General features: G+C 56.4%; 20 protein-coding genes. 2 read left to right on the top strand and 18 right to left on the bottom strand.

The window, feature by feature from the left end:
• Positions 1 to 2: 2 nt before the first annotated feature.
• The 5 genes from BN4275_RS10365 to iorA form a co-directional block, all read right to left on the bottom strand.
• Complete coding sequence (locus BN4275_RS10365; RefSeq protein ID WP_187116812.1) at positions 3 to 1,076, bottom strand: 6-phosphofructokinase; 1,074 nt, start codon at positions 1,074 to 1,076, stop codon at positions 3 to 5.
• Between the two features lie 19 nt (positions 1,077 to 1,095).
• Positions 1,096 to 1,368 (bottom strand): DUF1294 domain-containing protein, encoded by a 273-nt coding sequence (locus BN4275_RS10360; protein ID WP_066460352.1) that lies wholly within the window; start codon positions 1,366 to 1,368, stop codon positions 1,096 to 1,098.
• A 131-nt stretch (positions 1,369 to 1,499) separates the two neighbouring features.
• Positions 1,500 to 2,732: a phenylacetate--CoA ligase family protein gene (locus BN4275_RS10355; RefSeq protein ID WP_066457746.1), complete on the bottom strand. Its 1,233-nt coding sequence runs from the start codon at positions 2,730 to 2,732 to the stop codon at positions 1,500 to 1,502.
• A gap of 615 nt (positions 2,733 to 3,347) precedes the next feature.
• The gene (locus BN4275_RS10350; RefSeq protein ID WP_066460350.1) at positions 3,348 to 3,938 is read right to left on the bottom strand and encodes an indolepyruvate oxidoreductase subunit beta; all 591 of its coding nucleotides are present in this window, start codon (positions 3,936 to 3,938) and stop codon (positions 3,348 to 3,350) included.
• Entirely contained in the window at positions 3,938 to 5,713 is a 1,776-nt protein-coding gene (gene iorA / locus BN4275_RS10345) for an indolepyruvate ferredoxin oxidoreductase subunit alpha (RefSeq protein WP_066460348.1), read from the bottom strand. The genes BN4275_RS10350 and iorA overlap by 1 nt, the downstream gene beginning before the upstream one ends.
• A gap of 189 nt (positions 5,714 to 5,902) precedes the next feature.
• Here iorA and BN4275_RS10340 point away from each other — a divergent pair, with 189 nt between their 5' ends.
• Positions 5,903 to 6,103 carry a sporulation sigma factor SigK gene (locus tag BN4275_RS10340; RefSeq protein ID WP_066457743.1) on the top strand — a complete coding sequence of 67 codons (201 nt, stop codon included), beginning with the start codon at positions 5,903 to 5,905 and terminating at the stop codon, positions 6,101 to 6,103.
• Here the strand turns inward: BN4275_RS10340 and BN4275_RS10335 are convergent.
• The 7 genes from BN4275_RS10335 to BN4275_RS10305 all read right to left on the bottom strand — a co-directional run bounded on the left by BN4275_RS10335 (position 6,090) and on the right by BN4275_RS10305 (position 16,731).
• Complete coding sequence (locus tag BN4275_RS10335) at positions 6,090 to 7,721, bottom strand: recombinase family protein (protein ID WP_066457740.1); 1,632 nt, start codon at positions 7,719 to 7,721, stop codon at positions 6,090 to 6,092. The genes BN4275_RS10340 and BN4275_RS10335 overlap by 14 nt on opposite strands.
• Positions 7,696 to 7,887: a hypothetical protein gene (locus tag BN4275_RS10330; RefSeq protein ID WP_066457737.1), complete on the bottom strand. Its 192-nt coding sequence runs from the start codon at positions 7,885 to 7,887 to the stop codon at positions 7,696 to 7,698. The genes BN4275_RS10335 and BN4275_RS10330 overlap by 26 nt, the downstream gene beginning before the upstream one ends.
• A gap of 99 nt (positions 7,888 to 7,986) precedes the next feature.
• Positions 7,987 to 10,896 (bottom strand): type I restriction endonuclease subunit R, encoded by a 2,910-nt coding sequence (locus BN4275_RS10325; protein ID WP_066457734.1) that lies wholly within the window; start codon positions 10,894 to 10,896, stop codon positions 7,987 to 7,989.
• A 32-nt stretch (positions 10,897 to 10,928) separates the two neighbouring features.
• A complete protein-coding gene (locus tag BN4275_RS10320; RefSeq protein ID WP_066457731.1) occupies positions 10,929 to 12,071 on the bottom strand; it encodes a restriction endonuclease subunit S in 1,143 nt (380 codons plus the stop codon).
• Complete coding sequence (locus BN4275_RS10315; RefSeq protein WP_066457728.1) at positions 12,064 to 13,560, bottom strand: type I restriction-modification system subunit M; 1,497 nt, start codon at positions 13,558 to 13,560, stop codon at positions 12,064 to 12,066. Before BN4275_RS10315 ends, BN4275_RS10320 begins: the two co-directional genes overlap by 8 nt.
• Entirely contained in the window at positions 13,538 to 15,106 is a 1,569-nt protein-coding gene (locus BN4275_RS10310; protein WP_079988212.1) for a type I restriction-modification system subunit M, read from the bottom strand. The genes BN4275_RS10315 and BN4275_RS10310 overlap by 23 nt, the downstream gene beginning before the upstream one ends.
• 41 nt (positions 15,107 to 15,147) lie before the next feature.
• Positions 15,148 to 16,731 (bottom strand): restriction endonuclease subunit S, encoded by a 1,584-nt coding sequence (locus BN4275_RS10305; RefSeq protein WP_066457726.1) that lies wholly within the window; start codon positions 16,729 to 16,731, stop codon positions 15,148 to 15,150.
• Between the two features lie 229 nt (positions 16,732 to 16,960).
• Between BN4275_RS10305 and BN4275_RS10300 the strand changes: the two genes are divergently transcribed.
• A complete protein-coding gene (locus BN4275_RS10300) occupies positions 16,961 to 17,482 on the top strand; it encodes a sigma-70 family RNA polymerase sigma factor (protein WP_341423433.1) in 522 nt (173 codons plus the stop codon).
• 133 nt (positions 17,483 to 17,615) lie between these two features.
• Here the strand turns inward: BN4275_RS10300 and BN4275_RS10295 are convergent, their stop codons facing one another.
• From BN4275_RS10295 to BN4275_RS10270, 6 genes are all read right to left on the bottom strand, one after another.
• Positions 17,616 to 17,966: an Hpt domain-containing protein gene (locus tag BN4275_RS10295; RefSeq protein WP_066457724.1), complete on the bottom strand. Its 351-nt coding sequence runs from the start codon at positions 17,964 to 17,966 to the stop codon at positions 17,616 to 17,618.
• Between the two features lie 161 nt (positions 17,967 to 18,127).
• Positions 18,128 to 19,135 (bottom strand): ABC transporter permease, encoded by a 1,008-nt coding sequence (locus BN4275_RS10290; protein WP_066457722.1) that lies wholly within the window; start codon positions 19,133 to 19,135, stop codon positions 18,128 to 18,130.
• Complete coding sequence (locus tag BN4275_RS10285) at positions 19,132 to 20,544, bottom strand: efflux RND transporter periplasmic adaptor subunit (protein ID WP_066457719.1); 1,413 nt, start codon at positions 20,542 to 20,544, stop codon at positions 19,132 to 19,134. The genes BN4275_RS10290 and BN4275_RS10285 overlap by 4 nt, the downstream gene beginning before the upstream one ends.
• A 21-nt stretch (positions 20,545 to 20,565) precedes the next feature.
• On the bottom strand, positions 20,566 to 21,414 hold the full coding sequence (locus BN4275_RS10280) for a carbohydrate ABC transporter permease (protein ID WP_066457718.1): 849 nt from the start codon (positions 21,412 to 21,414) through the stop codon (positions 20,566 to 20,568).
• Positions 21,414 to 22,196 (bottom strand): carbohydrate ABC transporter permease, encoded by a 783-nt coding sequence (locus tag BN4275_RS10275; protein WP_341423432.1) that lies wholly within the window; start codon positions 22,194 to 22,196, stop codon positions 21,414 to 21,416. Before BN4275_RS10275 ends, BN4275_RS10280 begins: the two co-directional genes overlap by 1 nt.
• An 86-nt stretch (positions 22,197 to 22,282) precedes the next feature.
• A complete protein-coding gene (locus tag BN4275_RS10270; RefSeq protein ID WP_066457714.1) occupies positions 22,283 to 24,607 on the bottom strand; it encodes an ABC transporter substrate-binding protein in 2,325 nt (774 codons plus the stop codon).
• Between the last annotated feature and the right edge of the window lie 75 nt (positions 24,608 to 24,682).

The following is a 24,682-nucleotide window of genomic DNA, read 5'->3' as shown; positions in this document are numbered from 1 at the left end:
GCTCAGTCTCCGAAAGAAATCCCCAAATTGCGTGCGGTGGCAACCATTTGATTATCAACCGGCACCAGTTTGGTTTTGCCCGCTACCTCCTCCAGAGGGTTATGCATCACCATATTGTGCTGTTCGGCAACCGTTACGCCGAAAATTCCGTCAGCCACCAACCCCGCCGCATAGACGCCGAATTGGGAGGCCAGCACCCGGTCGTAGGCGCTCGGCGCTCCGCCGCGTATGAAATGTCCCGGAACCACCATCCGGGTCTCAAAACCCGCTTGTGCTTCGATGGTGCGGGCAATCCGGTTGGAGGCGGTCACCTCCCCCGCCGCCGCGCGGCGTTCGGCCCGTTCCTTCTTTTTCAGTTTCGCCTCTTCCACATCAAACGCGCCTTCCGCTACCGCCAGGATCGAGAACCCGCGTCCCCGCTCCGCGCGGCGCTCAACCGCCTTGATGACCTTGTTGATGTCATAGGGGATCTCTGGGATCAGGATCACATCCGCGCCGCCCGCGATCCCGGTATAAAGGGTCAGCCAGCCCGCCTTGTTGCCCATCAGCTCAATGACCATCACCCGTTTGTGGCTGCTCGCGGTCGTGTGCACCCGGTCGACCACCTCGGTGCCCAGATCGACCGCTGTATGGAAGCCGAAGGTCACATCGGTGCCCCAGATGTCGTTGTCGATTGTTTTGGGCAAGCCGATCACATTGAGCCCTTCCAGATGCAGAAGATTCGCCGTCTTGTGTGTGCCGTTGCCGCCCAGCGTCAGAAGGCAGTCAAGCTTCATCTTTTTATAGTTGCCCTTCATCCGGGCAACCTTGTCCACATCATCTTCGACAACCTTCATCATCTTGTAAGGCGTGCGTGCGGTGCCCAGGATCGTGCCGCCCTGCGTCAAAATCCCGGAAAAATCCGACTGCTTCATCTCATGATATTCGCCCTCGATCAGCCCCTTGAAACCGTCCACGATCCCCACAATCTCCACATCGTCCAGCTTCTGATAAAGCGCCTTGGCAACGCCCCGGATCGTTGCATTCAATCCGGGGCAGTCCCCGCCCGCCGTCAAAATACCCACTCTCATTGCCACTTTGTTATTCCTCCTTGTATTACGCCCTGTTCCAGGAAAGCCAGAAAAGCAGCCCGTATTCCGCCACGGTAATGAACGGGATACCCCAGACGAAATACCAGTGTTTCGTCTTGTGACGGAACAGATACATCCCCGCCCATACGCCAGGGCCACCCCCCAAAAGCGCCGCGGTAAAAAAGGTTTTCTCCGCGACCCGCCAGGCATGATGTTTTGCTTTCCATTTATCGATCCCCACTAAGATCAGGACGGCCACGTTTACGATTGCCAGATAATAAAACAAATATGTCTGCATAGTGTTCCCTTTCTTTGTCTTTTTATCTGCATTCATTATAGCACCAGGTTTTTTCAATTACTATCCTTTTTTATGGATGCAAAAAGGAAGCGGCCAGCTGGGGCCGCTTCCCTGGATTTCAAAAACGTCTTTCAATAACGGTTGTCGAAGATGCGGGTGGACTTCTTTTCGCTGCGCGGCAGATCACCGACGCCCACCGGCTTCGGAACAATTGTGATGCCGATCTTCACTTTAAAAGTATCGCGCAAAAGGTCTGCAAACGACGCGCGGTCTACGCCGGTTTCGGTTTCCACAAACAGGGTCATGATGTCCTTGCCGTTCAAGTGGTCGATCATCACCTGGTACTCGCTCGACGCGCCCGGAATATCGCGCAGAAGTTCGTCGATCTGGCTGGGGAAGATATTGACCCCTTTGACCTTGACCATATCGTCGGTGCGGCCGACCAGCGTGTCGATGCGCGGATAGTCAAGTCCGCATTTGCAGTCGCCCGGCAGGAAGCGGGTGAGGTCGTGGGTGCGGTAACGGATGAGCGGCGCGCCCTCCTTTTTGAGGGTGGTGATGACCAGTTCGCCAACCTGTCCATCTGGAACGACTTCGCCGGTCTTGGGGTCGATGATCTCAAAATAAAGGTAATCGTCCCAGTAGTGCATCCCGCATTCGTAATCGCAGCTCATGCCGATGCCCGGGCCATAGACCTCGGTCAGGCCGTAGATGTCGTAAAGCTGCACGCCCAGCTCGGACGCAATCCGTTTGCGCATCTTTTCGCCCCAGCGCTCGGACCCGATGATCCCCTTCTTCAGATGAATCTGATCCGCAATCCCGCGCCGGGCAATCTCCTCAGCCAGCAGCAGCGCATAGGAGGAGGTCGCGGTCAGAACCGTGGACTTTAAGTCCACCATCATCCGCAGCTGCTTGTCGGTATTGCCCGGTCCCATCGGCACGACCATCGCGCCCAGAAGCTCCGCGCCCGCCTGAAAACCGATTCCCGCCGTCCAGAGTCCATATCCCGGCGTGATCTGGATGCGGTCGAGACGGGTCACGCCAGCCGTCTCATAGCAGCGCTTAAACATGATTGCCCAGTCTTCGACATCCTTCCGGGTATATGGGATAATGACCGGGGTTCCCGTCGTGCCGGAAGAGGAATGGATGCGCACGATCTCCTCATCCGGGACCGCCTGCAATCCGAGCGGATACGCTTCGCGCAGGTCGCCCTTCCAGGTAAACGGGAGCTTCTCAAAATCTTCCTGCGACTGGATGGCGTCGATATCGACCCCCTCCAGCTTGTTTTTATAAAAGCCCTCCTGGCCGGTCAGCTTTTTGAGCTGCGCCTTGATCAGGTCGAACTGCTGCTGCTTCATCTTCATAACAAACAACTCCTGTCATATTAAAAACTGCTGGATAAAAACAAAAACACCTGTCCTTTTGCAAGGACAGGTGTAAAACCTGCGGTACCACCTTGATTGATGTCAGAGACATCCACCTCATCAGAACGCCAACACGCTCCTCGCCCTGTAACGTGGGCCAACGTCGCGGGATACTCAGGTTTGAACCTTTTCATCGCGCCCTCGGGAGTCCATTTGTCCGCCCCGCGTTCCGTCCGGGCTCTCAGCATTCCCGGCTCTCTGTGCGTGCGCCTGCGGTTTTATCTCTCCGTCAACGGTTTTGTTTTCTCTATTAAAGCACCAACTTTGCCGGTTGTCAAGAGGTAAAATGCAGATTGCGCCCTGCGAGCGTCCCGCTTTTGCGCCTGTCGGCGCGGGGTTGCTCCGCAGGGGCAGTTTCTTGTGCGCACAAGAAACCGCCAAAAGAATGCGCGCAAGGGGACTAGCCATCCCCTTGCGAAACCCCGGCAGATGCCTTGTCAAGTCCCGCTCCGCAAGCGCACCCCACAGGCAGTCAGCTCAAGGCTGAATCCGACGTTTCATGCCCCCTGCGCCGCAAAGGTGCAAGCAGCGTGGTGCGCGGCATGGATTTCCCGTTCATTTTGCGGGCACCGCCCGCGCGCCGAGCGAAAGCGCCTTACGGTTTAATTCCAGGTATTTTGCGGGCACGCGCGCCTCGACCGTCTTTTGCATCTCATCCATCGTCACGCCCAGCTTTCCGGAGGCGACAGCCGCGCCAAGCAGCGCGACGTTCAGCACCTTTGGCGAGCCGCACGCGGCGCAGATCGCCTCCCCGTCGACCAGGATGACGCCCGGAACATTTTCCCTGAGGTAGTCGAGCATTGCGGCCCCGTCGTATGCCGCGCCGCCGAGCGACGCTGTCACCGGCATGATCGCCTTTTGCGCGGCGATGACCGTGCCGCCATTTTTTAGATACGGCAGACAGCGCACCGCTTCGCCCGGTTCAAACCCGATGAGCAGGTCCGCCGTGCCGAGCGGGATGAGCGGGGAATATACTTCCTCCCCGACGCGCACATGGCTCACGACACAACCGCCGCGCTGCGCCATGCCGATCGTCTCGGCGGTGCGTGCAAAAAAGCCTTTGTCCATCGCGGCCTGGGCAATCAGGCGGGAGGCGAGCACCGTCCCCTGTCCGCCCACGCCGGCAAGCAATACATTCAGCTCCATCATCTTGCACCTCCCACAGCGATCGCGCCGGCCGGGCAGACCTGCGCGCAAATGGTACAGCCGTAGCACATCGACGGCTCAATCACCGCTTTGCCGTTCTCCATTGAGATTGCCGGGCAGCCGAGCTCCCGGATACATTTTTTGCACCCGATGCAGCGATCCGCGTCCACCGTATGTAAAGTCAGAGGCTTTGCCACCGCGATACAGGGCGATTCAAAGATGACTGCCGACACCCCATCCACTGCGGCTGCTTCCCTTACGGCCTTCACCGCCGCGTCGAGATCGAGCGGGTTCACCCGTGTGACAGACTTCACGCCGATTGCCCCGAGCACCTTCGGGATGCTCACCTTTTCCACCACGTTGCCCATCATTGTGCGCCCGGTGCCCGGGTGCGGCTGGTGTCCGGTCATCGCGGTGGTCGAATTGTCAAGTACAATCAGGACGATATTTGTTTCATTATACACAGCGTTGATAACGCCGGTGATTCCAGAGGCAAAGAAGGTCGAATCCCCGATAAAAGCAAAATTGACCGTATCCGGTTCGGCGCGGTGCAGTCCCTGGGCGATGGTCACGTCCGCGCCCATGCACAGGCAGGTGTCCACCATATCGAGCGGCATGGCGTTTCCAAGCGTATAGCAGCCGATATCGCCGGAGAATGCTGCTTTCCTGCCCTTCATCGCCTGCTTGACCGCATAGAACGAAGCCCGGTGCGGACAGCCCGCGCAGAGCACCGGCGGGCGCACTGGCAGCGGAGGCGTTTTGCACGGCTGCTGCGCCGGAAGTGGGATTCCAAGATAAGCAGCAAGCGAAATTTTTGCCAGTTCTGTGGAAAGCTCGCCCGCATTCGGCGCATCGCCGGTCAGCTTGCCGCGGATTTTCACATTGAGATGGTGCTTGCCGCACAGATAGATCAGTTCCCGTTCGATGACCGGATCAAGCTCCTCCAGCACCAGCACCTCGTCAAGCCCCGACAGGAATTCGAGCGCCAGCCGTTCCGGGAACGGATATGGGGTGGCCACCCGCAAAAGCTTCGGGTCAATTCCGAGAAGCTTTGCGGCCTCACGGGTATAGCTGTAGCTCACGCCGCCCGCGGCCACCCCTTTCCGACCGCTCCCCGTGACCGTGTTGTAGTGGTAGTCGGAAAATTCATCGCAGAGCGCGGCGTTGCGCGCCTCAATCTTTTTATGGTTCTCGAACGCGAGCCGCGGGAAGATCACCCAGCGCGGGTCCTTCACAAAGCCTTCCGGATTCACACCGCGGCGCTGTTCCTCCACTTCGACCGCGGCACAGCCATGACAGACGCGGGTAGTTGGGCGGAACAGCACCGGTGTGCCCAGCCGCTCGGAAAGCTCGAACGCGTCTGCAATCATCAGGTAGGCTTCTTCCGGCGAGGCCGGGTCAAACACAGGCAGCTTTGAAAACTGCGCGAAGTGGCGGGTATCCTGTTCGGTCTGCGACGAGATCGGTCCCGGGTCGTCCGCAACCAGCACAACCATACCGCCCTTAACCCCGACATAAGCAAGGCTCATTAGCGGGTCGGACGCGACATTCAGCCCGACCTGTTTCATGGTGACCATCGTGCGCACGCCCGCGTAAGCCGCGCCCGCCGCGACTTCCATCGCGGCTTTTTCGTTGACCGACCATTCGACATAGATCCCATCCGGTTTATATTTGGCGACCGTCTCGAGCGTTTCGGTCGATGGAGTGCCGGGATAGCCCGCCACCAGGCCGACCCCCGCACGGATCGCCCCCAGGGCAATCGCTTCGTTGCCCATCAGTAGTTTTTTCACTGGATCGTCCTCCCCGATTCATTATATGGATGATATTATACTCCTTTTTACAGTTGTTTGCAAAGGACTGGCACAAAATCCCCGCAAAACAATATATATAAATAGTACCGGGTAACCCATACCCGGTACTATTATTTTGCCGGGCAACGCACGCACCGGCAGAGGAGGTCCCTTATGCTGTCAATGTTTGTCTGCCTGTGCAATCTCATCTATTTCGCCCTGCACGTCACCGGCTCCGGTTCCTTTCCGCGTCCGCTCACCGCAAAAGAGGAGCGCGAATGTCTCGAGGCGATTGCCGCGGGCGATCCCGATGCGAAGGCAAAACTCATCGAACACAATCTGCGGCTGGTCGCACATATTATTAATAACGATTGATGCGGAAGGAGGAATTTTCCCGGTCAAAAACGGCCCTATAAGGACCGCCAAATTTCAGATAGATATCCAGATATACTTCTTCGCGGGTAGATCCTTTTTTGACCACCATGTGGTCTAAAATGGTGGTCACCAGTTCGGAATTGATGCCATTGGCGAATGATAACTCCTGTTCGAGGACGGTTTTGATTTTATCCAGCTGCTCCACGGAGCTCTTGCTCTTTTGCTCCTCAGTTTTTATGTGCTCCAGCCGTTCCTCCAGCTCTCGAATTTGCTCATTGAAGCCGTCGTTGCGGTGCTTGAACTCCTCGATGGAAATTGCCTCCGCCATGCTCATTTCCAGCAGACGGTCTTTTTTTGCGTTGATCGCGGACAGGTCTTCCTCAATGCGCAGTACATCCCGGCCATAGTCGTGCTCATCAGGAACCGATTTGATCACCTTCACCACCGCGTCCACAATGGCTTGCTTATTTTGGGCCAGTTGGTCAAAGATTTGAGCCATGATCTGATCCAGCGCGGCGGTGCGCAGCTGGGGCGCGGAGCAGGCCGCCCGGCCCCGGTTGCGGTAGACCCGGCACTGCCAGACCTCCTTTTCCCCCCTGGCGCTTTTGAGCACCTGCCGGTGGAAGCTGGTTCCGTGCTCCTCACAAATGATCTTGCCGCTGTAGGGGTAGCGGTTGTGGAATTCGGCCGCGCTCTGGTGGGCCATCATCTGCTGGCTGCGCCGCTTATAGAGGGCGTTGGCCCGGTCCCACAGCTCCTCCGATACGATGGCTGGAACGGCCGAGTCGGGGTACATCACCCACTCGCTCTCATCCAAAAAGATCTTGCGCTTGCTGCGGTAGTCCACCGTCTGGGACTTGTTGGCGCAGTACCAGCCCTTGTATTTGGGATTTTGCAGGATGTTGCGGATGGTCAGCACATTGAAGGGGTTGCCCTTGCGGCTGGTGAAGCCCTCATCGAATAATGTCTGTGAGATGCGCCGTATCCCCATCTGCTGGTTGGCGTAGAGATCGAAGATGCGGCGGACCACTTGTGCTTCCCCCTCATTGATGGTCAGCGCACAGTCCTTTTTGTCATAGCCCCACAATCTGTCGTTACCCAGCACGTGGCCGTTTTTGATAGCCTGCCGGAATCCGAATTTGAGCCGCTCGGAGAGTTTTCGCACCTCATCCTGGGCCACGCCGGCCATGACTACCAGCCGGAATTCGCTGTCCGAGTCGAGGGTATTGATATTGTCGTTCTGGAACAGCACCCCGACGCCGTGCTCCAGCAGTTCCTGCGTATACCGGATGCTGTCCAGGGTGGAACGGGAAAAGCGGGATATCTCCTTCGTGATGATAAAGTCAAAGCGCCCCGCTTTGGCATCCGCGATCATCCGATTAAAGCTGTCCCGCCTTTTGGTACTCGTCCCGCTGATCCCCTCGTCAATATATCCCTCAACGTAGGTCCAGTTTGGCTTCGACTGAATCAGTTCGGTGTAATACTGCACCTGGTTTTCCAGGCTGTTCAATTGTTCGTCCCTGTCGGTGGAAACTCTTGCGTAAAAGGTCACCCGCAATGGGAGGTCGAAAACCGGCCTTCCCAGCCGCATCTCACCGCGCGCCCTGCGTATATCCATCCCCGCCGGCCTCCTTTTCCTGGCGCACAGGCCCCAGCAGCTCCGGCAGGCCTTTTCCGGAATACAAACCGTCCTCGGCGTTTAGATAGGTCGTTTTTGAGATCAGGCCGAGCGAATGGATCTTCCCCAGCAGGACGCTCATGAGTTCGCGCTGTACGCTTTCCAAAATTCATCACCTCTTTTCATGGATATGCGTGGGACAGGGACAAAAATGCCGGACGGCTGAAACCGTCCGGCACACGGGGGCTATGGGATCCGACTGAAATCAGTAGTATTTTTCGACCTCACGGAACGCTTTGTCAAAGACCTCCTTGTCCTTGATATTATACTTAAGCCAGATCACATTCCGGAGCGCTTTTTTGACCTCCTGCTTCCCGGTGAGCGTCTCCTGCCAGCCGTCAAACCGCACCGTTTTCACAAAGCTGTCGATATCGGCTGCAATATGATCCACGGCGACCGGCGTACCGCGGGCCTTCAGCCCCTCGAACAGCTGCGCCAGTGACCGCCGTCCCCGACCAGGATCTTCCCTGGGGGCCTCTTTCTTTTCCACCCGCGCAGTCTCCTGGGACAAATCCAAAAGCTGCTTCAGGAATTCGATGCTGGTGATGATCCCCTGTTCATACTGCATGCGCAGATTCTCCAGTTTTTCTCCGAGCTTGACATATCCCGCTTCCTTGCTGTGCTCCAAAATCGTTGCGGCCAGATGGATTTCCACCTGTTTGGCAGCCCGTTTCACATCCTTCTGCTTCGCAATGAAGTCATCGATCATACCGGCGTCCAGCGACAGGATTTCCGTGTCGTCATGGATCTGGCCGACCGACAGGTTCTCATGTACCAGTTCCATTGTTTTGGCACCCAGCGCCGCCCAGATCAAAGCGCCGCTGCCGTCGGCCGGTTTGACCGACTCATAGACACGGGAAAGCCACCGGTAATCCGCCCGGTACGGGCGCAGGAACAGATCCGGTGACAGCGCGTCCCAGGCGCGGTTGAGCACGCGGTAATCGGCGGCGAAGGCGTCTTTTTCTCTGCTGGCCGGCAAGCATTCCTGCGCCGCCATCAGGCCTTCCCAGCCTTCGGTCGTCCGGTCGACACCCATAAAATAGCTGAGGCATTTTTTCAGCAGGGCCGGGAACTGTTTTTTGACCTCTTCAAGGTTGGTGATAATCCGCTTCATGCTGCTTTCGTCGAAATCCAGCGTCTTTGCAGCGTTATCAAAGATCCCGATATAATCGACGACCAGCCCATAGGTTTTTCCCATGTCATAGGTACGGTTGGTGCGGCAGACTGCCTGGAGCAGACTGTGATCCTTCATGGGTTTATCAAGGTACATCGCCTGCAGGATCGGCGCGTCAAACCCGGTCAGCAGCTTTGCGGTCACAATAACCAGCTTGAGCGGGCTGGATGGTTCCCGGAAGTAGTCCAGCAGCTTTCCTTCGCCTTCCCGGTCGCGGCGGTAGGCTTTATATTTATCCCCTTTGTCGTTGTTGGTGTCCATGACGATGGTGGTCGTGTCAGGCCCCAGCAGCCGGTCCAGTTCCTGTTTATAAAGCAGGCAGCAGTCCCGGTCATAGCAGACGACCTGCCCTTTGTAACCGTTCGGTTCTATTTTGGTCTTATAATGGTTTGCAATATGTTCACAGACCTTGCGCACACGATCCGGGTTATACATGATCGCCTTCATATTGACCCGTTTTGAAAGCTCGGCGCGCTGCGCGTCGGACAAATCGGCGGTCATTGCTTCAAATTCCGCGTCCAGCTTGTCCCGGTCAATATGCAGGTCCACCGGCACCGGCTCAAAATGCAACGGCAGAGTCGCTTTGTCCCGGATCGAATCGGAGAAGGAATAACGGCTCATATACCCGCTCTCATCCTCGTTTGCGCCGAATGTCTGGAACGTGTTCCGGTCGGACCGGTTGATCGGGGTGCCGGTCAAGCCGAAGAAAAAGGCATTCGGCAGGGCGGTGCGCATTTTTTCGCCCAGGTTGCCTTCCTGGGTCCGGTGGGCTTCATCAACCATGACGATGATATTTTCCCGTGGGTTGAGCACGCAGTCGACCTCGCCGAACTTAAAGATGGTGGTGATCAGGATTTTGCGCATATCCCCCCGGAAGAAATCCATCAATTCCTCCTTGGAGGACGCGCTGGCCAGGTTCGGGATATCCGAAGCGTTGAAGGTGGCTGTGATCTGGGTTTCCAGATCGATCCTGTCGTCGACAATCACAACGGTCGGATTTTTCAGCCGCGGGATCATGCGCAGTTTCTGCGCCGCAAAAACCATGAGCAGCGATTTCCCCGAGCCCTGGAAATGCCAGAGCAGCCCTTTCTTTGGATACCCGGCGACAACGCGTTCCACGATCAGGTTTGCCCCTTCGTACTGCTGATAGCGGCAGATGATCTTATATTTCCGATGTTTTTTATCGGCGGCAAAAAGGGTAAAAAACTGGAAGATATCCATCACCTTGGCCGGTGTGATCATATCCTCCAGGCTGATTTTCACATCGGACAGGCTGCCTTCAGCCTTATGGCCCAAAGCATGCCATGGCCCCCACAGGTTTGCCGGCATATTGACGGCGCCGTACCGGTAACATTTGCCCTCGGACGCGAAATTGAAGATATTCGTAACAAACATCTGCGGGATGCTTTTTTCATACGCCAGGATATCCTCCGCAGCGTCCAGCCAGGTGATGGCGTTGCGGACGGGCGTTTTCAGTTCGCCGGCCGCCACAGGAAAGCCGTTTATCAAAAGGACGATATCCAGCCGTTTGCCGCCCTCTTTTTTCGGGAATACCCATTGATTGGTTACCACATATTCATTCTGAGCCAGCTCTTCCGGACTCATGGTGCCGAAAAATCGGATTGGAACCATCCTGCCGTTCTTGCCGAACGGAAAAGTATTCTCTTCAAAGACCAGCTTCTTGAACTGTTCATTCTTTGGCACCAGACTATTCGGCTGTACGGAAGAAATCAGCCTGCGCAGCCGGTAAATAACCTCGTTTGCACGGGAAGGTTCCTCTGCAATCTCCGGGTTCAGGCGAATCAGCGCCGCTTTCACCATCGGCTCCACCATGACATCCGAATACTGCCGTTCAAGCCGCTCCGCGGGTATGTAGTTCCATCCGTTCCCCTGCAGGGCGGACAGGGTCATCTGTTCAATGGTATTTTCTTCGTTAAACATTTAAACGCCTCCATTCCATCCAGCTTTGCCGCTCAGCCAAGATTTTCCGCGAGAAGCCTCCGGTATGCCACGTCCAGATCCGAAGCCGCCTGCTGCAGTTCGGCTTTCGACCGGACGCTCTGCCGCATAAAATCTGCGAACCGCTCCTGCAGATCAATCGGCGGCAGGGTGATCGCATAGTCCGCGAGGTATGAGATGGGAACCCTCCGCTGGCCCCCGGTCCCGGTCATGACCTTCTCCGCGTCCCGCCTGAATTTTTCAAAAATAGTGATTGCGTACAGCCAGTACGGGTCCGAAACCCCCGGGATGGGCCGCAGCACATGAAATTCCGTGGAACCGAAGCCCAGCCTGTTGCAGAGCCCCTTTGCCACAGCGCCCTTCCCATTTTCCATACAGGGAGTGATCTTTGCGAACAGGACGTCGTTTTCCGCAAAATAGGTGAACCCTTTGCAGACTTCACTGTACGGTCTTATGATTGAGGCGTCCAGCTCCCCTTTTTCTCCGACCGACGGCATCGCCACAAAGGAGCACCGCGTTTCGGGCGGGATCTTTTTGAACTTTTTGGGCTTTTGAGGGTTCAGCAGGCAGCAGTCCTTCAGCGTTTTGAGCCCCCAGCCGTGCGTGTCGCTCCCCGGGACGCCAAACAGCTCGATGAAGCGGGCCTTGACCAGTTCATCGGTGCTTTGCAGCAGCCTTTTATAAGCTTTCCTGACGCGGTCGACCGACCAGAACATCTGCGCCAGCCTCTTTTGTTTTTCCATCTCCGGCAGCTCGAACCGGTAGTTTTGCAGATGTTCCCATTTCACCCTTGGCGAAAGGGACCCCGCCGATCCCCCGACTGCAAAGTCAAACAGCGCGTCGTTCTGAATAACAAACGGCAGCAAATCCGGATCGATTCTCCCTGGGATCGCTTCGATGACCGTGATATCCCCGGAACAGATCCCGTCGAACGGCGCGACCGCGGCCTTTTTCAAATAGGCGCGCCGTCGTCCGAAGAGGATGTCCCCCTTGCGGAACATTTTGGTGAAGGTGTTTTCCGTTCCTTCTTCCCAGGCGGCCAGCGTGACTTCCCCAGGCGCCAGATGTTCCAGCCCCACGCGCGCAAGGCCCTCCCCGCCTGTCCGGCAGGTCTCTCTGCGTTCTCTGGCAACATCCCCCAGAAATACCTTACCCATCGCCTTCAGCCCCTTTATCCAGCAGCTGATTCAGCTGCGCGTAGCTTTCCCGCATACGTTTTGCCGAGCCGAGCCAGCATTCATAATGCTCCTGCGCCGGGCGCGTATCCAATGCGGCCCCTTCCGCCGGCGCTTTGACGTACAGCGGGATACTCAGTGAAAATTTGTTCGCCTCAATTTCCGGGATCGTTGCCAGCTTTGCAAAACCTTCCTGGTCCGTATAATCCTGGTAGGCGCCGGAAATCCGCTCGATATGCCCATCCTCCAGAAAGCTCTGGGCATTTTTGCGTTTTACCTCCCGCACCGCATTGATAAATAAAATCCTCCCGCGCCGTTTTTTCTTTTTGTTCGTACGGCAGATCACGATACAAGCTTCCATGGGGGAATTGTAAAACAGGTTTGGTCCCAGCCCGATCACACACTCCAGCAGGTCGCTACGGACAAGCTGCTCACGCATCTCTTTTTCTTCTTTGCGAAACAGGACGCCGTGCGGGAACAGGACGGCGCATCTGCCAGTCTTTGGGTCCAGGCTTTTGAGGATATGCTGCAGAAACGCATAATCCGCGCGGCCCTGCGGGGGCAGGCCCAGAAAATTCCTTCCATATTTGTCCTTGCGGAAAGCCTCCCGGTCCCATTGATTGATGGAATAGGGGGGATTTGCAAGAATCAGGTCAAAGCATTTGAGCTCTTCGCCTTCCAGAAAAGCCGGTGCGGCCAGGGTATCGCCGTTTACGATTTCAAAGTCCTTTATGCCGTGCAAAAACAGGTTCATCCTGCCGATGGCGGAGGTCAGCGCGTTGATCTCCTGGCCGTACACGGCCACGCTGCGCCATTCCTTCTTCTGTTCCTTGAGATAAGCGATTGCGGAAATCAGCATCCCCGCGCTCCCACAGGTCGGGTCGTAGATCGATTCGCCGGGGGCGGGCCTGAGCATTTCGGTCATCAGGTGCACAACGGTACGGTTCGTATAGAATTCCTGCGCCGTGTGTCCGCTGTCATCCGCGAATTTTTTGATGAGATATTCGTACCCCTGCCCGAGTTCATCCTCCGGGCAGTTCTGGAGCGAAAGCGTCCGGGAGCTGAAATGCTCCATCAGCTCTTTGAGCAGGCGGTCCGGCAGGCGCTGTTTATTGGTCCATGCGCCGTCTCCAAAGATCCCCTGTAATTTAGCCGGGTTGGCCTCCTCCACCCGCCGGAACGCCTCGGTGATCGCTACGCCCACATTTTCCGAAACCACGCGGACATCTCTCCAGTGGGCGCCCTCCGGCACAAAAAAGGTGTGGATCTCCTTTTGTTCCGGCGCCTGTTTTTTGGATTTCCTGCGAGCGGCCCGCGCGCACTCCTCATCATACACGTCACAGATCCGCTTAAAAAAAAGCAGCGGAAAGATATACTGTTTGTAGGCTCCTGCGTCGATGTTTGAGCGCAGGAGCACAGCGGAATTCCACAGGTAGGTCTGCAGCTGTTCAAGCGTGATCCGCTGGTTCATGCACATATCCCCCTTCCACCAGGAGCTTTTTCAACGCGTCCTCCGCCGCGCGGACCTCTTCAAATGCCGCAAAATACTGCTCGCGCACCTCTTCGGGAGGGACTGTCTCCGGTTCCTTCCGGTCAATATAGGTCTGGATTGCCAGAGTGTATCCTTTGGAACGGATCTTATCCAATTCCACCACTTTCACTCGCTCTACCACGTCCGTATAGCTGGTATACAGCGAAAAGATTTCCTGAATATCCGTTTGAGACATGACGTTCTGCGCCCGCTGCGGGGTGTAGATTCCGGAGGCATCGATCATGCAGATTTTTCCACGGTGCGCGGGAACTTTTTGATTATTCAAAAGCAGGATGCACGCGGAGACGTTGGTGGAATAAAAAATCCCGCCCACCAGCGTGATGATGCATTCAAGCTTGTCGGATTCCACCATCTGCTTTCTGATTTCCGCCTCCTTGCCGCCGCGGAAAAGGATTCCCTGCGGAAGCACAACGGCACAGCGCCCTGTATCGGGGTCCATGGATTTTACCATGTGCTGAAGCCAGGCAAAATCGCCACTGGCATCGGTCGGGCAACCCCAGATGTTGCGGCCGTACAGATCCGAAGCAAACTGCTGCGCGCCCCAGTTTTTCAGCGAAAACGGAGGATTCGCAAGTACGCAGTCGAAGGTTTTCAGGCAGCCGTCCTCCAGGTAGCCCGGGGCGCGCAGCGTATCCCCCTGGGTGATATGGAAATCCCGCGCGCCGTGCAGGAACAGGTTCATCCGCGCCATGGCGGAGGTGGCAAGGTTTTTTTCCTGGCCGAAGATTTTCCCATAGGTGCGTTTATCGTCCTTCATATAGTGGATCGCACCGATGAGCATTCCGCCCGTCCCCGCGGCCGGGTCGTATACCGACTCCCCAATTTGGGGAGCCAGCAGCATAACCATCAGCTTTACAATGGGGCGGGGGGTATAGAATTCCCCGGCATTTTTTTTGGACAGGTCCGCGAACTTCTTGATCAGGTATTCATAGCTGTCGCCCATAACATCGGCGGGATAAGCCTTGTTGCTGACCTTGATTTTTGACATGTGTTCCACCAGGTCTTTCAGGCGCTCATCGGACAATTTTTCCTGATCCGTCCAGTTGGCGTCGTCAAAACTGCTGAATACTCCGCTCAGCGTGTCGGGGTTCGCCCGCTCTATGCCGTTCATCGCCTTTACGATGGCCTGTCCAATATCCGCAGACTTAACCTGAACGTCTTTCCAATGGCATCCGTCCGGAATGATAAAATCGTGGTTTTCAGCGAATCTGGCATATTCTTCGTCTCCGCCGGAATGTTTCAGCAAGGCCTCCATTTCTTCATCATACACATCGGACAACCGTTTGAAGAATAAAATGGGGGTGACATAGCTTTTATACTCGTCCTGGTTGATCGGACCCCGCAGGATATTGCACGCCTCGAACAGGTGCGCGAACAGCTTTTGGCTTGTCGTTTCTTCCGGCTGTTTTTTCCCAATCCCGTCCGCGCCGGGGCCATCCGTGTTTTCAATATTGGTATCCCGCATCGAATCACTTCACATCCTTTATCTCAGTCTTTCCACTTTTTTCAGTAAATTTTTGCCCGGAGCCCGGACTGCGCGTTTTGCCAGGCTTCCTCCGCTGCCGCTACGGTTTTCTGGTACAGCGACAGCCCGGCATTGTATTCCCGGACGATCCCGTCCTGTGTTTCCAGTGGCGGAACCGGCACCGTAAGCCCGTACAGATCGTTAAAATTGATGTTCATAATCCCCGATCCGCGCTGTAGGCCCCGGAGCATTTTTTCGCCGGCCGGCGTATCCAGGAAGAGCTTCAGATATTCGCCGCGCAGGCCCTTGTGGGGGCGGATCACATTTAAATTCGCGGAAGGGATACAGATAAACGGCTGCCGCTCGAACACGGCCGCTTTGATGGTGGTCCCGCGCGATGTGACCAGCACGTCCCCGTCCTCCAGGATATACCGCGCCACTTTCCGTTCTTCCTCATCGATAAAATCAAGCGCCGCGTAGTCAATGCCGGTATCGGTGATATTGGATATATTGATGACGCCAATTTTCCCGGTTTCAGACTTCCCTTTGACCGCTTTGCCGCGGAACACAGCGGCGACATCCCTGAGCGACGCTTTTCTGACCGGGGAAGCCCTAAAAAGGCGCAGGTCGTCGTCATCTTCGGAAAACGCCATATCAAGATTCCAGCCGTTCAACTCGTCGAATTCATCCCGAAACAGGAGGACTTCCTTATCCAGAATCAGTTCTCCGCAGGACGAACCCTTCCGGACAGGCTTATCAGAGATATACCGCTTTAAAACGACATCGTCTGTCACACCGGTTGAAAAGGTAAAGAGAAACGCGTTCATCGTGGTGTATGGAAAAAACAGCCCCGAGGGCAGTTCTGCGATTTCTTTGATCCTGTAGTTGTTCTCGATATAGGTCCGCAATATTTCCGTATTGCCGCCCGCGAAGGTGATCCTTGCGGGAAGGGAAATGACCAGTTCGCCCTCAAAATTCAGATGATAAAGCAGATTCTGTGTGGCGGCCAGATCCAGTTCCCGGCAGATGAAATCCTGGCCATCCGCTAAATCGCGGACACCGAACGCGGGGACGGCAAAGATCAGGTCGAATTTCTGATCTGTGAAACCATCGGAATAAATATCGGCGGTGAGGAAGGAAACATTGAAAAAGGCTTCATAGGCGCAGCGCAGGACCCGGGAGATCTGCTCATCCTGACAGGACAATGTAAAATGGATGTCGCTGTGTTTGCGTATCATATCAAAGATGGCGTCCCCATACTTTTCACACTCTGCAATCAGGACGCGGCGCACCATATGGCGATCGAGATGTTTTTGGAATTCAGCCGACAGCACCTTCGGCACATACAGTTCCTTCCCATTGGAAATATTTTTCAAATAAGCGGGTATTTCTTCCGCCCGGATGTCCCGCAGCGCCTGATATAGACGATAAAACAACGCGGCATCTCCAGGAAAGCGGCGATCCAGATCAGCGGTCACCGACTGCATCGTTTCATAGATGGTATCCGGGTCCGCCTCCCGTCCTTTCAAAGCCGCCTTTGTTTTCCACACCCGGTACAGGTTGGCGTAGGACTCGCCGGAACTTGCATAGTCAAACGCCTGCGCTTCCTGGAAGCCTCTGTTCATAGCCGCGTCTCCTTTTAAAGTTTCCTCAGAATAATGATATTATATCATCTATATTTTAGTATTTCAATACTAAAATTATATTTTTAAAAACCATCTCTAAAAATCATTATACCATCCGAACACTGAGGCCTCTTTCCGTTTCAGCTTTCCTCTGCATATGCGAACCGACCGGCCTGTTCCGAAAAAGTCCGAAGGCAGCCTGTCCCCCCAACCTCTAAAATCTTTCCTTTTGCTTGCTTCAATAAAGAAATATTACTCCGCCTTCAAGGATCAGGATGACCTCATCTCGATCGGCACCATTGGGCTGATCAAGGCTGTCTCAACCTTCAAATCCGAAAAAGGGACCCGCTTTGCCACCTATGCTTCCAGATGCATTGAAAACGAAGTCCTGATGCATTTCCGCAACAAGAAAAAATCCGCTCAGGACGTATACATAAGCGACCCCATCGACACCGATAAAGACGGCAATTCTCTCACTTTGCAGGACATCATGGCCGAGGACGACAATATCATTGACTGCATTGATTTGCATATCAAATCCGAACAGCTCCACACCTTCATCGCTGACGCGCTCGATGAAAGGGAACAGCAAATCATCATTATGCGTTATGGGCTTGGCGGCACCTGTCCGCTTACCCAGCGTGAAGTTGCCAAAAAATTGGATATCTCCCGTTCCTATGTATCGCGCATTGAAAAAAAAGCCATCAACGTTCTGCGCACCAAATTTGAAAAGGAAGGCGCATTCTCCTGAACAGCCCTGATTTCCGGGCGTCAAGAATTGATGGAAACACAAAATAAAAAGGGGCCGCCGTTGGCAGCCCCTTTCATCTATTCCTTGAATGACCAGTTCTCGCTCCCGTTCTATTGCGTCCGTTTCCTTCCTGTCAGCCCAACCGGGAAAGCCACCCGACAACTGACTGATATTCTTTGCTGATTCGCGCAAAATTCTCCTGCACCGCCTGGTCGCGGTCGGCACGCAGATCTTCCACCATTTTGGAGCAGTCTGCGTAAAGCATTTGAAGGCCGAGGTTTGCGGTAACCCCTTTTAGCGTGTGAGCGGCCCGCAGAATTTCTTCCGCATCATTGGCATCCACCGCCGCGCACAGTTCCATATAAGTCTTATCTTCCGGAAACTTTCGGATAAACCGCTCCATCAGCGCGCGGTTTCCCGAAAAGCGCTCCAATACCGCATTTTCATCTAGGTTGATGTGTCCGATAACCTCTTTAAACTCCATGGATCGGATCACTCCTTATCTATTTTTCAGTTTTGTCTATTATATCCCCCACGCCGGCAAAAAGCAATGCGTCCCGCCCAATTTCGTGGTTGCCCCATGGAACTCCCAATCATTTTCCTCTCCAAAAACAGCGGCCTTTCTTTTGCGAAAGGCCGCTGTTTTTATCTGCCCGCCCCAAGCCGTATTGCCGCGCCCAAAGCCGCGGCTGAAAGAATTCCCCAAGCCGCCTGGCCCGTAAACCGCAGCAAAATCAGATCCTGCCTGGTCTTTTGCGCCGCCAGAAATTCCACTGCCTGAACCCGTATGACGGAGACGGTCTCGCTCCAAAAGGAAAAATCCGACCAGCGTGAAGGAATCCATTCAACCGGAAGCACCTGAAAAATTCCCAGCATCAGGAGCGTCACCGCCGCTGCGGATAAGAAAAACAAAAGCGCCCAGCGCGCCGGATAGTCCCGCTGCCGCCGGACTGTGCGCAAAAGTCCCTGGAGCGTCCAAGCCGCCAGCAGCACAACCGGCGTAAGGCACAGAAATTTCGCGGCATAAGCATAAACCTTATGTGAAATCCAAAGATCCGGCGACAGGCCGTGCCGCGTCAAAAAAGCCTGCCTTTGCGCGCCGTCCGCAATGGTCAGGCTGGTAAGCGCCGTGCTGTCCGGCGCACGCAGAATCATCGTCCCAGCCGGGGCTCCGAACACCCCACGCACCATATAGTTTTTCTGTGCGTAGGCGATTTCATTCCCCACAGCGTTTTCGCTGCCAAAAAGCTGACGAGCTGTCTCGCGGTCAATGAGGCAGCCCGTCTGGTCATCATCAGAAAGCGCCTGCGCCACCGGAAGCGCCTGCCGGGAATCCCCGCGAAAAAAGAGCACCGCAGCTTTGCTTTCCCGTCCGGTGAGCGGGCTCTGCACCCGCTGGCCGTTCAGTTGGCTCCACGCGGCAAGCACAGCCGGGTTTTCAGCGCGCTGTTCAAGCTTTTGAAACGCCGGGAAATCCTCCGCCAAAAGCGGCGCGCTTTCGCAGCTAAATGTTGCGCCGCCGCCCAGCAGCGCCGCCTGCCGGTATCCGTCCGCGCCGAGAAGCCCACAGAACAGCGAAACCAGAAGCAACGCCAGCGTCACTCCCCGGCGAAAGCCGCTGCGCAGACCTTTGCAAAAAACCCGCGCGTTCATGCCGTCCCCTGCGGGCGGACACGATCGCCCGACGAAAGCGGTTTATCCGTATCGGTTACGACAAGGTCATCGGACGAAACCGCGCCTGATACCGCCGCCTGCGATTCATTTTGTTCAAGTACAGTTACATCCACCCGTTCGGCGGTCTGTTCAAGCCCCAGTGCCGTTTCCCGCTCCCGCACCAAAAGGAGGTAGGTCTGCGGACCGTCGGCATAGAGGGCCGACAGCGGCACCAGCAGATCATAGTTCTGCGATTTCTGGCGCACCTTGGCCGAACCGGCCATATCGAGCGCACCCTGCCCATCCGGCAGATCCACCGTGAAGGAAAACCGCCCGTTGTTTTCACCGCTCAGCGGCTTCACCGCCGAAACCTTGAGTCCGTCCAGCGGCTGGCGCAGATCTGGCAGGCTCAAGATCACGGGGTCCCCTTTGGACAGGTATTTTTTCTCGTCTGCGGAGATTTCCCCGCAAAAACGCAGTCCGCCCGTACCGGTGAGATAGACGGCCGCTTCGCCGGTGGCACGCTTTCCGACGGCGGCAGAAAGCCCGCTGACAATCCCATCCGCCGGGGAAAGCACCTCTCCGTTCGCCGCGAGCGACTCCTGGATATCCGAAATTTCCAGCTGCTTTAGCTGGCAGTCGAGCGCGAGCTGGCGCGCCTGGGTGTCGGGCTCGGCCCTTTCCGCGTCCTCCAGAGCGCGCTGCGCCGTGAGGAGCAGCTCCTCCTTGTCGTGGCGGGCCTGATCGTACTGGCGCTTCTTCTCACGGTAACTGTCACGCAAGGCGATGTAGGTCGGGTCCTCATCCTCATCATATTCGTCCTCGTCATAGTCCGCATCATCCTCGACTGAGCCGTTATAGTCCCGCAGCTCCTTGCGCGCACGACGCATCTCCTCCGCCGTCTGCCGCACGTTGAGGTCCGCTTTCTCCTGCGCGAGTTTCAAATCCTCTTCAGCCCGTTCGCGTTTCGTTTCGCCTTCCGTTTCAGCCAGTGCATCCTTCTCCTGCTGCTCTTGCAGCCCAAGCTGCAATTTTTGCAGTTCAAGGCGCTTTTGCGCGAGTTGTTTTTCAAGCTCCGCAGTGTCGAACGTGAAAAGCAAATCGCCCGTTTTGACCCGGTCGCCCTCGGCCACCGCCACGCTTTTTACAAGCGCCTCCGGCGCTGTCACAGCGAGCTGGTTCGCCGCCTCGAGCCTCCCGTCAGCCTCTACCGTATGGGTGATCGCGCCGCGGCTGGGTTTTTGCGCCTGCACCCGCGCGACGGTCATCGAATCCGCCGCGCGCGAAACAACGGTACAGCAGAGCATCACCGTAAAGAAAACGAAAAGCGACCGCAGCGACCGCGCCTTGACCGTTTTCATGCTGTCCGGCGAGGGGCGGTGGTTCCAGATGCGTTTGAGAAATTCCATAAATTCAATCTCCCTGTGGGTTTACTCTTTGACCGACGCCGCGATGATCCCCTGCTCAAGATAGCTCTGCCCATAGAGGAACACCAGGATCGCGGGCAGCAGCGTCACCACCGAAGCCGCCAGCGCGAGTCCCGCCTTTCCCGCCGTGATCTGCGGCAGGTAGAGCGAAAGCGGCCAAAGGCTTTTCGTCTCAAGGAAGGTCATCGGCTGTTCGATCAGGTTCCAGAGCTCGAGAAAACCGAGCACCAACGCCGACGCGATCCCCGCTTTGCCAAGCGGCAGCCCAATATGCCAAAATACCTGGAAGGCGTTCGCGCCGTCGATTTCGGCGGATTCAATCACTGCGCGCGGGATCGCTCTGAAAAAACGGTAGATGAGAAAGACCGGAAAGGTCGAGAACGCCGCGGGCAGCAGAATACTCCAGTGCGTGTCCAAAAGCCCCACCGCGTTCAGCACAAGGTAGCTCGAAACCATCGTCACCTGGAACGGCATCAGCATCAGCACGATATAGACGGTGAACAGCCCCCGGTTCACGCGGCCGCGGTACTGTGCAAACCACCATGCGGCCGGCACGGCGGTCACAAGCTGCCCGAGCAGCGCGCCGCATGCGAGCTTGACCGAATTCCAGAACATCACGAAGAACTGCGGCGAATCGAACAGCAGCTCGACATAAGGCCGCAAAGTCGGATAACGCGGAAGAAGATCCCATGCGGCGTACCCTTCCCCGTCCGAAAGCACCGGCGCGAGGTTTTCCGAAAGCTCCAGCGAACCCATCAGCGACCCGCCCGCCAGAAATACAAGCGGCAGCCACACCGCCAGCGAAAGCGCAAGCGGCAGGGAAAGCGGCAGATATCTTCGAAGCTTCGCCATCACGCGTCCTCCTCCCAGGCCCTCTGCAAAAGCAGGATGAGTATGAGCACCGCGGCCGCCACCAGCACGGCGGCGGCCGCCAGCTTATCCATCGACAGTTCCCGAAACCAGTTGTTGAAAAGGTGCTGCAGCAGATAGATCGTGTCCGCCGGGTAGTCGCCCGCCACAAGGTAAGCTTCCCGAAAAACCTTGAAGGCGTTTAAAAGCGACAGTACCAGAATGGTGTAAAGCGACGGCAGAAGGTTCGGCAGCGTGATCCGCCAAAAGACGGTGAAACTGCCCGCTCCATCCACCCGCGCAGCCTCGAACAGAGACGGGTTGATCCCCGCAAGCCCCGCCATCCACAGCACCACATCATAACCGAGGTTTTTCCAGATATAACTGCCAACCAGCACCCAGAAGGCCCGCATGTCCTGCATCCAGTCGGCCGGAAGCCCGCCCAGGGAAACAATCCAGCCGTTGAGCAGCCCGTGCCGGTCGAACAGCACCTGCCAGAGCAGCGCCACCGAAGCCACCGGCACTGCCATCGGGATGAGAAACGCTGTCTTGAACGGCCCGGCCTTCTCCGGCGCGCCGTAGAGGATGAGCGCCACCAGAAGCGAAAGTCCCAGCAGCAGCGGCATGCAGACCGCCAGGAATTTCGCGGTGTTGCCCGCCGCGAGCAAAAACGCCTTGTTCCCGAACACAGTGCGGTAGTTTTGCAGTCCGACGAAATTGCCGCCGAGCGCAGAGGTAAACGAGCGCCGCACAACATCCATAAATGGGATTAATACAAATATCATTACGCCCAGAAGGCTTGGCAGCAGAAAGAGGACCCCACAGCGCCTGCGGATACTGCAAAAGCTTTTAGAGTTCCTTTCGCGCGGTTTCATTCGGCCAAGTAAAGGCTTACCTTCTGTTCGAAGGCCGAAACCGCCTCATCAAGGGTCATTTCCCCGGTAAAATAAGGCGCGGTCTCATCGATCAGGATCTGCCGTATCACCAGGTTCACGGGAGAAGCGGTTTCGATCGCCGCGAACTGTGCGAGCATCCCATCCATAAAATTCTCCTCCGGCCAGAGTACCCGCATCTCAACCATCACTTGTTCGGTTTCAATCCCGTCCTCATTGGTGGTCGAGGTGACTGTGGAATAATACATCCCATCGTCCATTTCGGAATAGGGGTTCTCGGCGTTCTTTTTGAGCGCCGCCGCATTCACCGGTATTCCATCGTCGAAATTGAAGCTGAGCACCTCTTCCGAAAGGACAAACCGCAAAAAGTCCTGCGCCAGTTCAGGCTGCTTGCCCGCCGCGTTCACCCCGAGCACGGTGCGCGGCATGAATACCGGCCCATTTTCGCTTGGGAAAAGCCCAATTCCGCCCTCCCCACGCTCTTTAATCGCTGCGTCGGGCGGCGCCAGATCCTTGACCGCGTTCAGTGTGCCGACATTGAGCGAAAGCATCTTCGCTTTCCACCAGATTGCACTGAACACCAGGTCGTCCGTATAACTTTCGTCGTACTGCATTCGTTCGTTCCACGCGCCTGGGATCTTCGAAAGCCGCCCCAGCGCTTCGAGATCGCGGGAGAAGGCCGCCGTGTCAAGCGTGCCGTCTTGGCCGAACCATCCCGGCGCGAGCTGCGGATAATACTGGCGGAGCAAAAACTGCGGCACGGTGCATTCGAGCTGCCGGTTCTCCTGCTTTTCCACCCAATCCACCATATCCACAAAGTTCTTCACCGAGGCCATCGCGCCGTCGTCCCCCTGCAGCATCAGCGTAGAAAACCGCGCCGGCACCGCATAGAGCCCGCTGTCCTGGCGGTAGGTTTCCGCCACATTGCGAAGCAGGCTGCCGTCCGCGATGAGCGGGTCCGCGAGCGCGGAAAGGTCGGCCAGCACGCCTTTTTCAATATAGCTTGTGACCGGGATGCCATCGAGCACCAGCAGATCGGGCCCATCCCCGGCGAGCAGGGCATTTGAAAGTGTGCGCAGCGCGTCGGAAACAGCGATCCCTTCGCCGCCGGAAAGCCCTATCTGGTAATTTACGCGCACATCCGGGTTCCTGCGCTGGAACATGCCGATCGCCTGCCGGATTGTTTTGTTATCCTCAAGTGAATAGACCTTGAGTTCTGTCGACGGGACCGTGGGAATTTCCGCGTCAAAACGGTAGTGCAGCAGTAAATTCTCGCCGCTGTCATCTCCCGCCCAGATGAGGAAGCTTTCGTCCGCGTTGCGGAAAATCCCCCTCGCCCAGACCGACGGCATTCCGAGCGAGAGCAGCTCGCCGTCAGCCAGCCGTTCCACCGAGCTTCCGTCCACAAACGCGCGGTAGATGCCGCCTCGGTCGCAATAATAAAAGGTTTCACCATCCGGTGCCGCGGTCAGTACCCGCGCCGGGCGGCTCCAGTTGAGATCGCTGTCCTCCACGCCGCTTTCTTTCGGCGCGGAAAGCTCCGACAGCCGCTCCCCGGTCGCAAGGTCGTATGCCTGCACCTTATCCGCGCCGGCAATCAGCAACTTTTCACCCGCGATGGCAAAATTGCCCTCCGCGACCACGCCCAGCCCCTCGTAAACGTTCTTCACTTCACCGGTCGCGGCGTCCGCCTGGTGGATCGAAAAATAGGTGCCGAACAGCAGGTCGCCATCCGGCGTGACCTTGACCGCGTTGGTACCTGAACCGTTTTCATCGGCTGGCAGCGGGATATCAAGCCGGGTGGGCTCGGCCGCATCCGGATCGGCATAGGCAAAAATCTCCTCCGGATATTCGGTGATGGATTCCGGATCGTTTATCGCCTGTTCCATGAATTCCGGCGTGATGATCGAATAGCTCGCATAGAGCCGTCCGTCCGGCGCAAAATAGGCAAAGCTGATTGATGCCTGTTCAAACGCCGCGAGATACGGCGCATCCACCGGCTGCCAGCTTGCGCCATTATCGGCGCTGCACCAGATTTTCCATGGGCCGAGATTGTTGTCTGCGTTCTCGTTTGCAACCATACGATAGCTTCCATCCGCAAGCTGATTGATCGTACGGATGGTCCCCACACCTTCCGGAAGCGCGATCTGCTCCTCGATATATCTCCCTTTGGCTGTTTGCGCCGCGTCCCCGCCGCTTTCCGGAGCAGAGCCAGACGGGTCTGCGGTTCCCCCGCAGGCAGTAAGCGCGAGCATGGCGCAGGCGAGCATCCCGGACGCCAGGCGTTTCAGAATCTGTTTCATTGTCGTTACCTCCAAAAATCAGGCTGGCGCAAGTTTCCGCGCCCGCCCTGTTTTAACGATACCACGCGAATCTCT

Source organism: Anaerotruncus rubiinfantis (genome assembly GCF_900078395.1).
Classification (GTDB): domain Bacteria; phylum Bacillota; class Clostridia; order Oscillospirales; family Ruminococcaceae; genus Anaerotruncus; species Anaerotruncus rubiinfantis.
The sequence above is the reverse complement of the archived record's forward strand: the minus strand, read 5'-3'. Positions and strand labels throughout refer to the sequence as shown.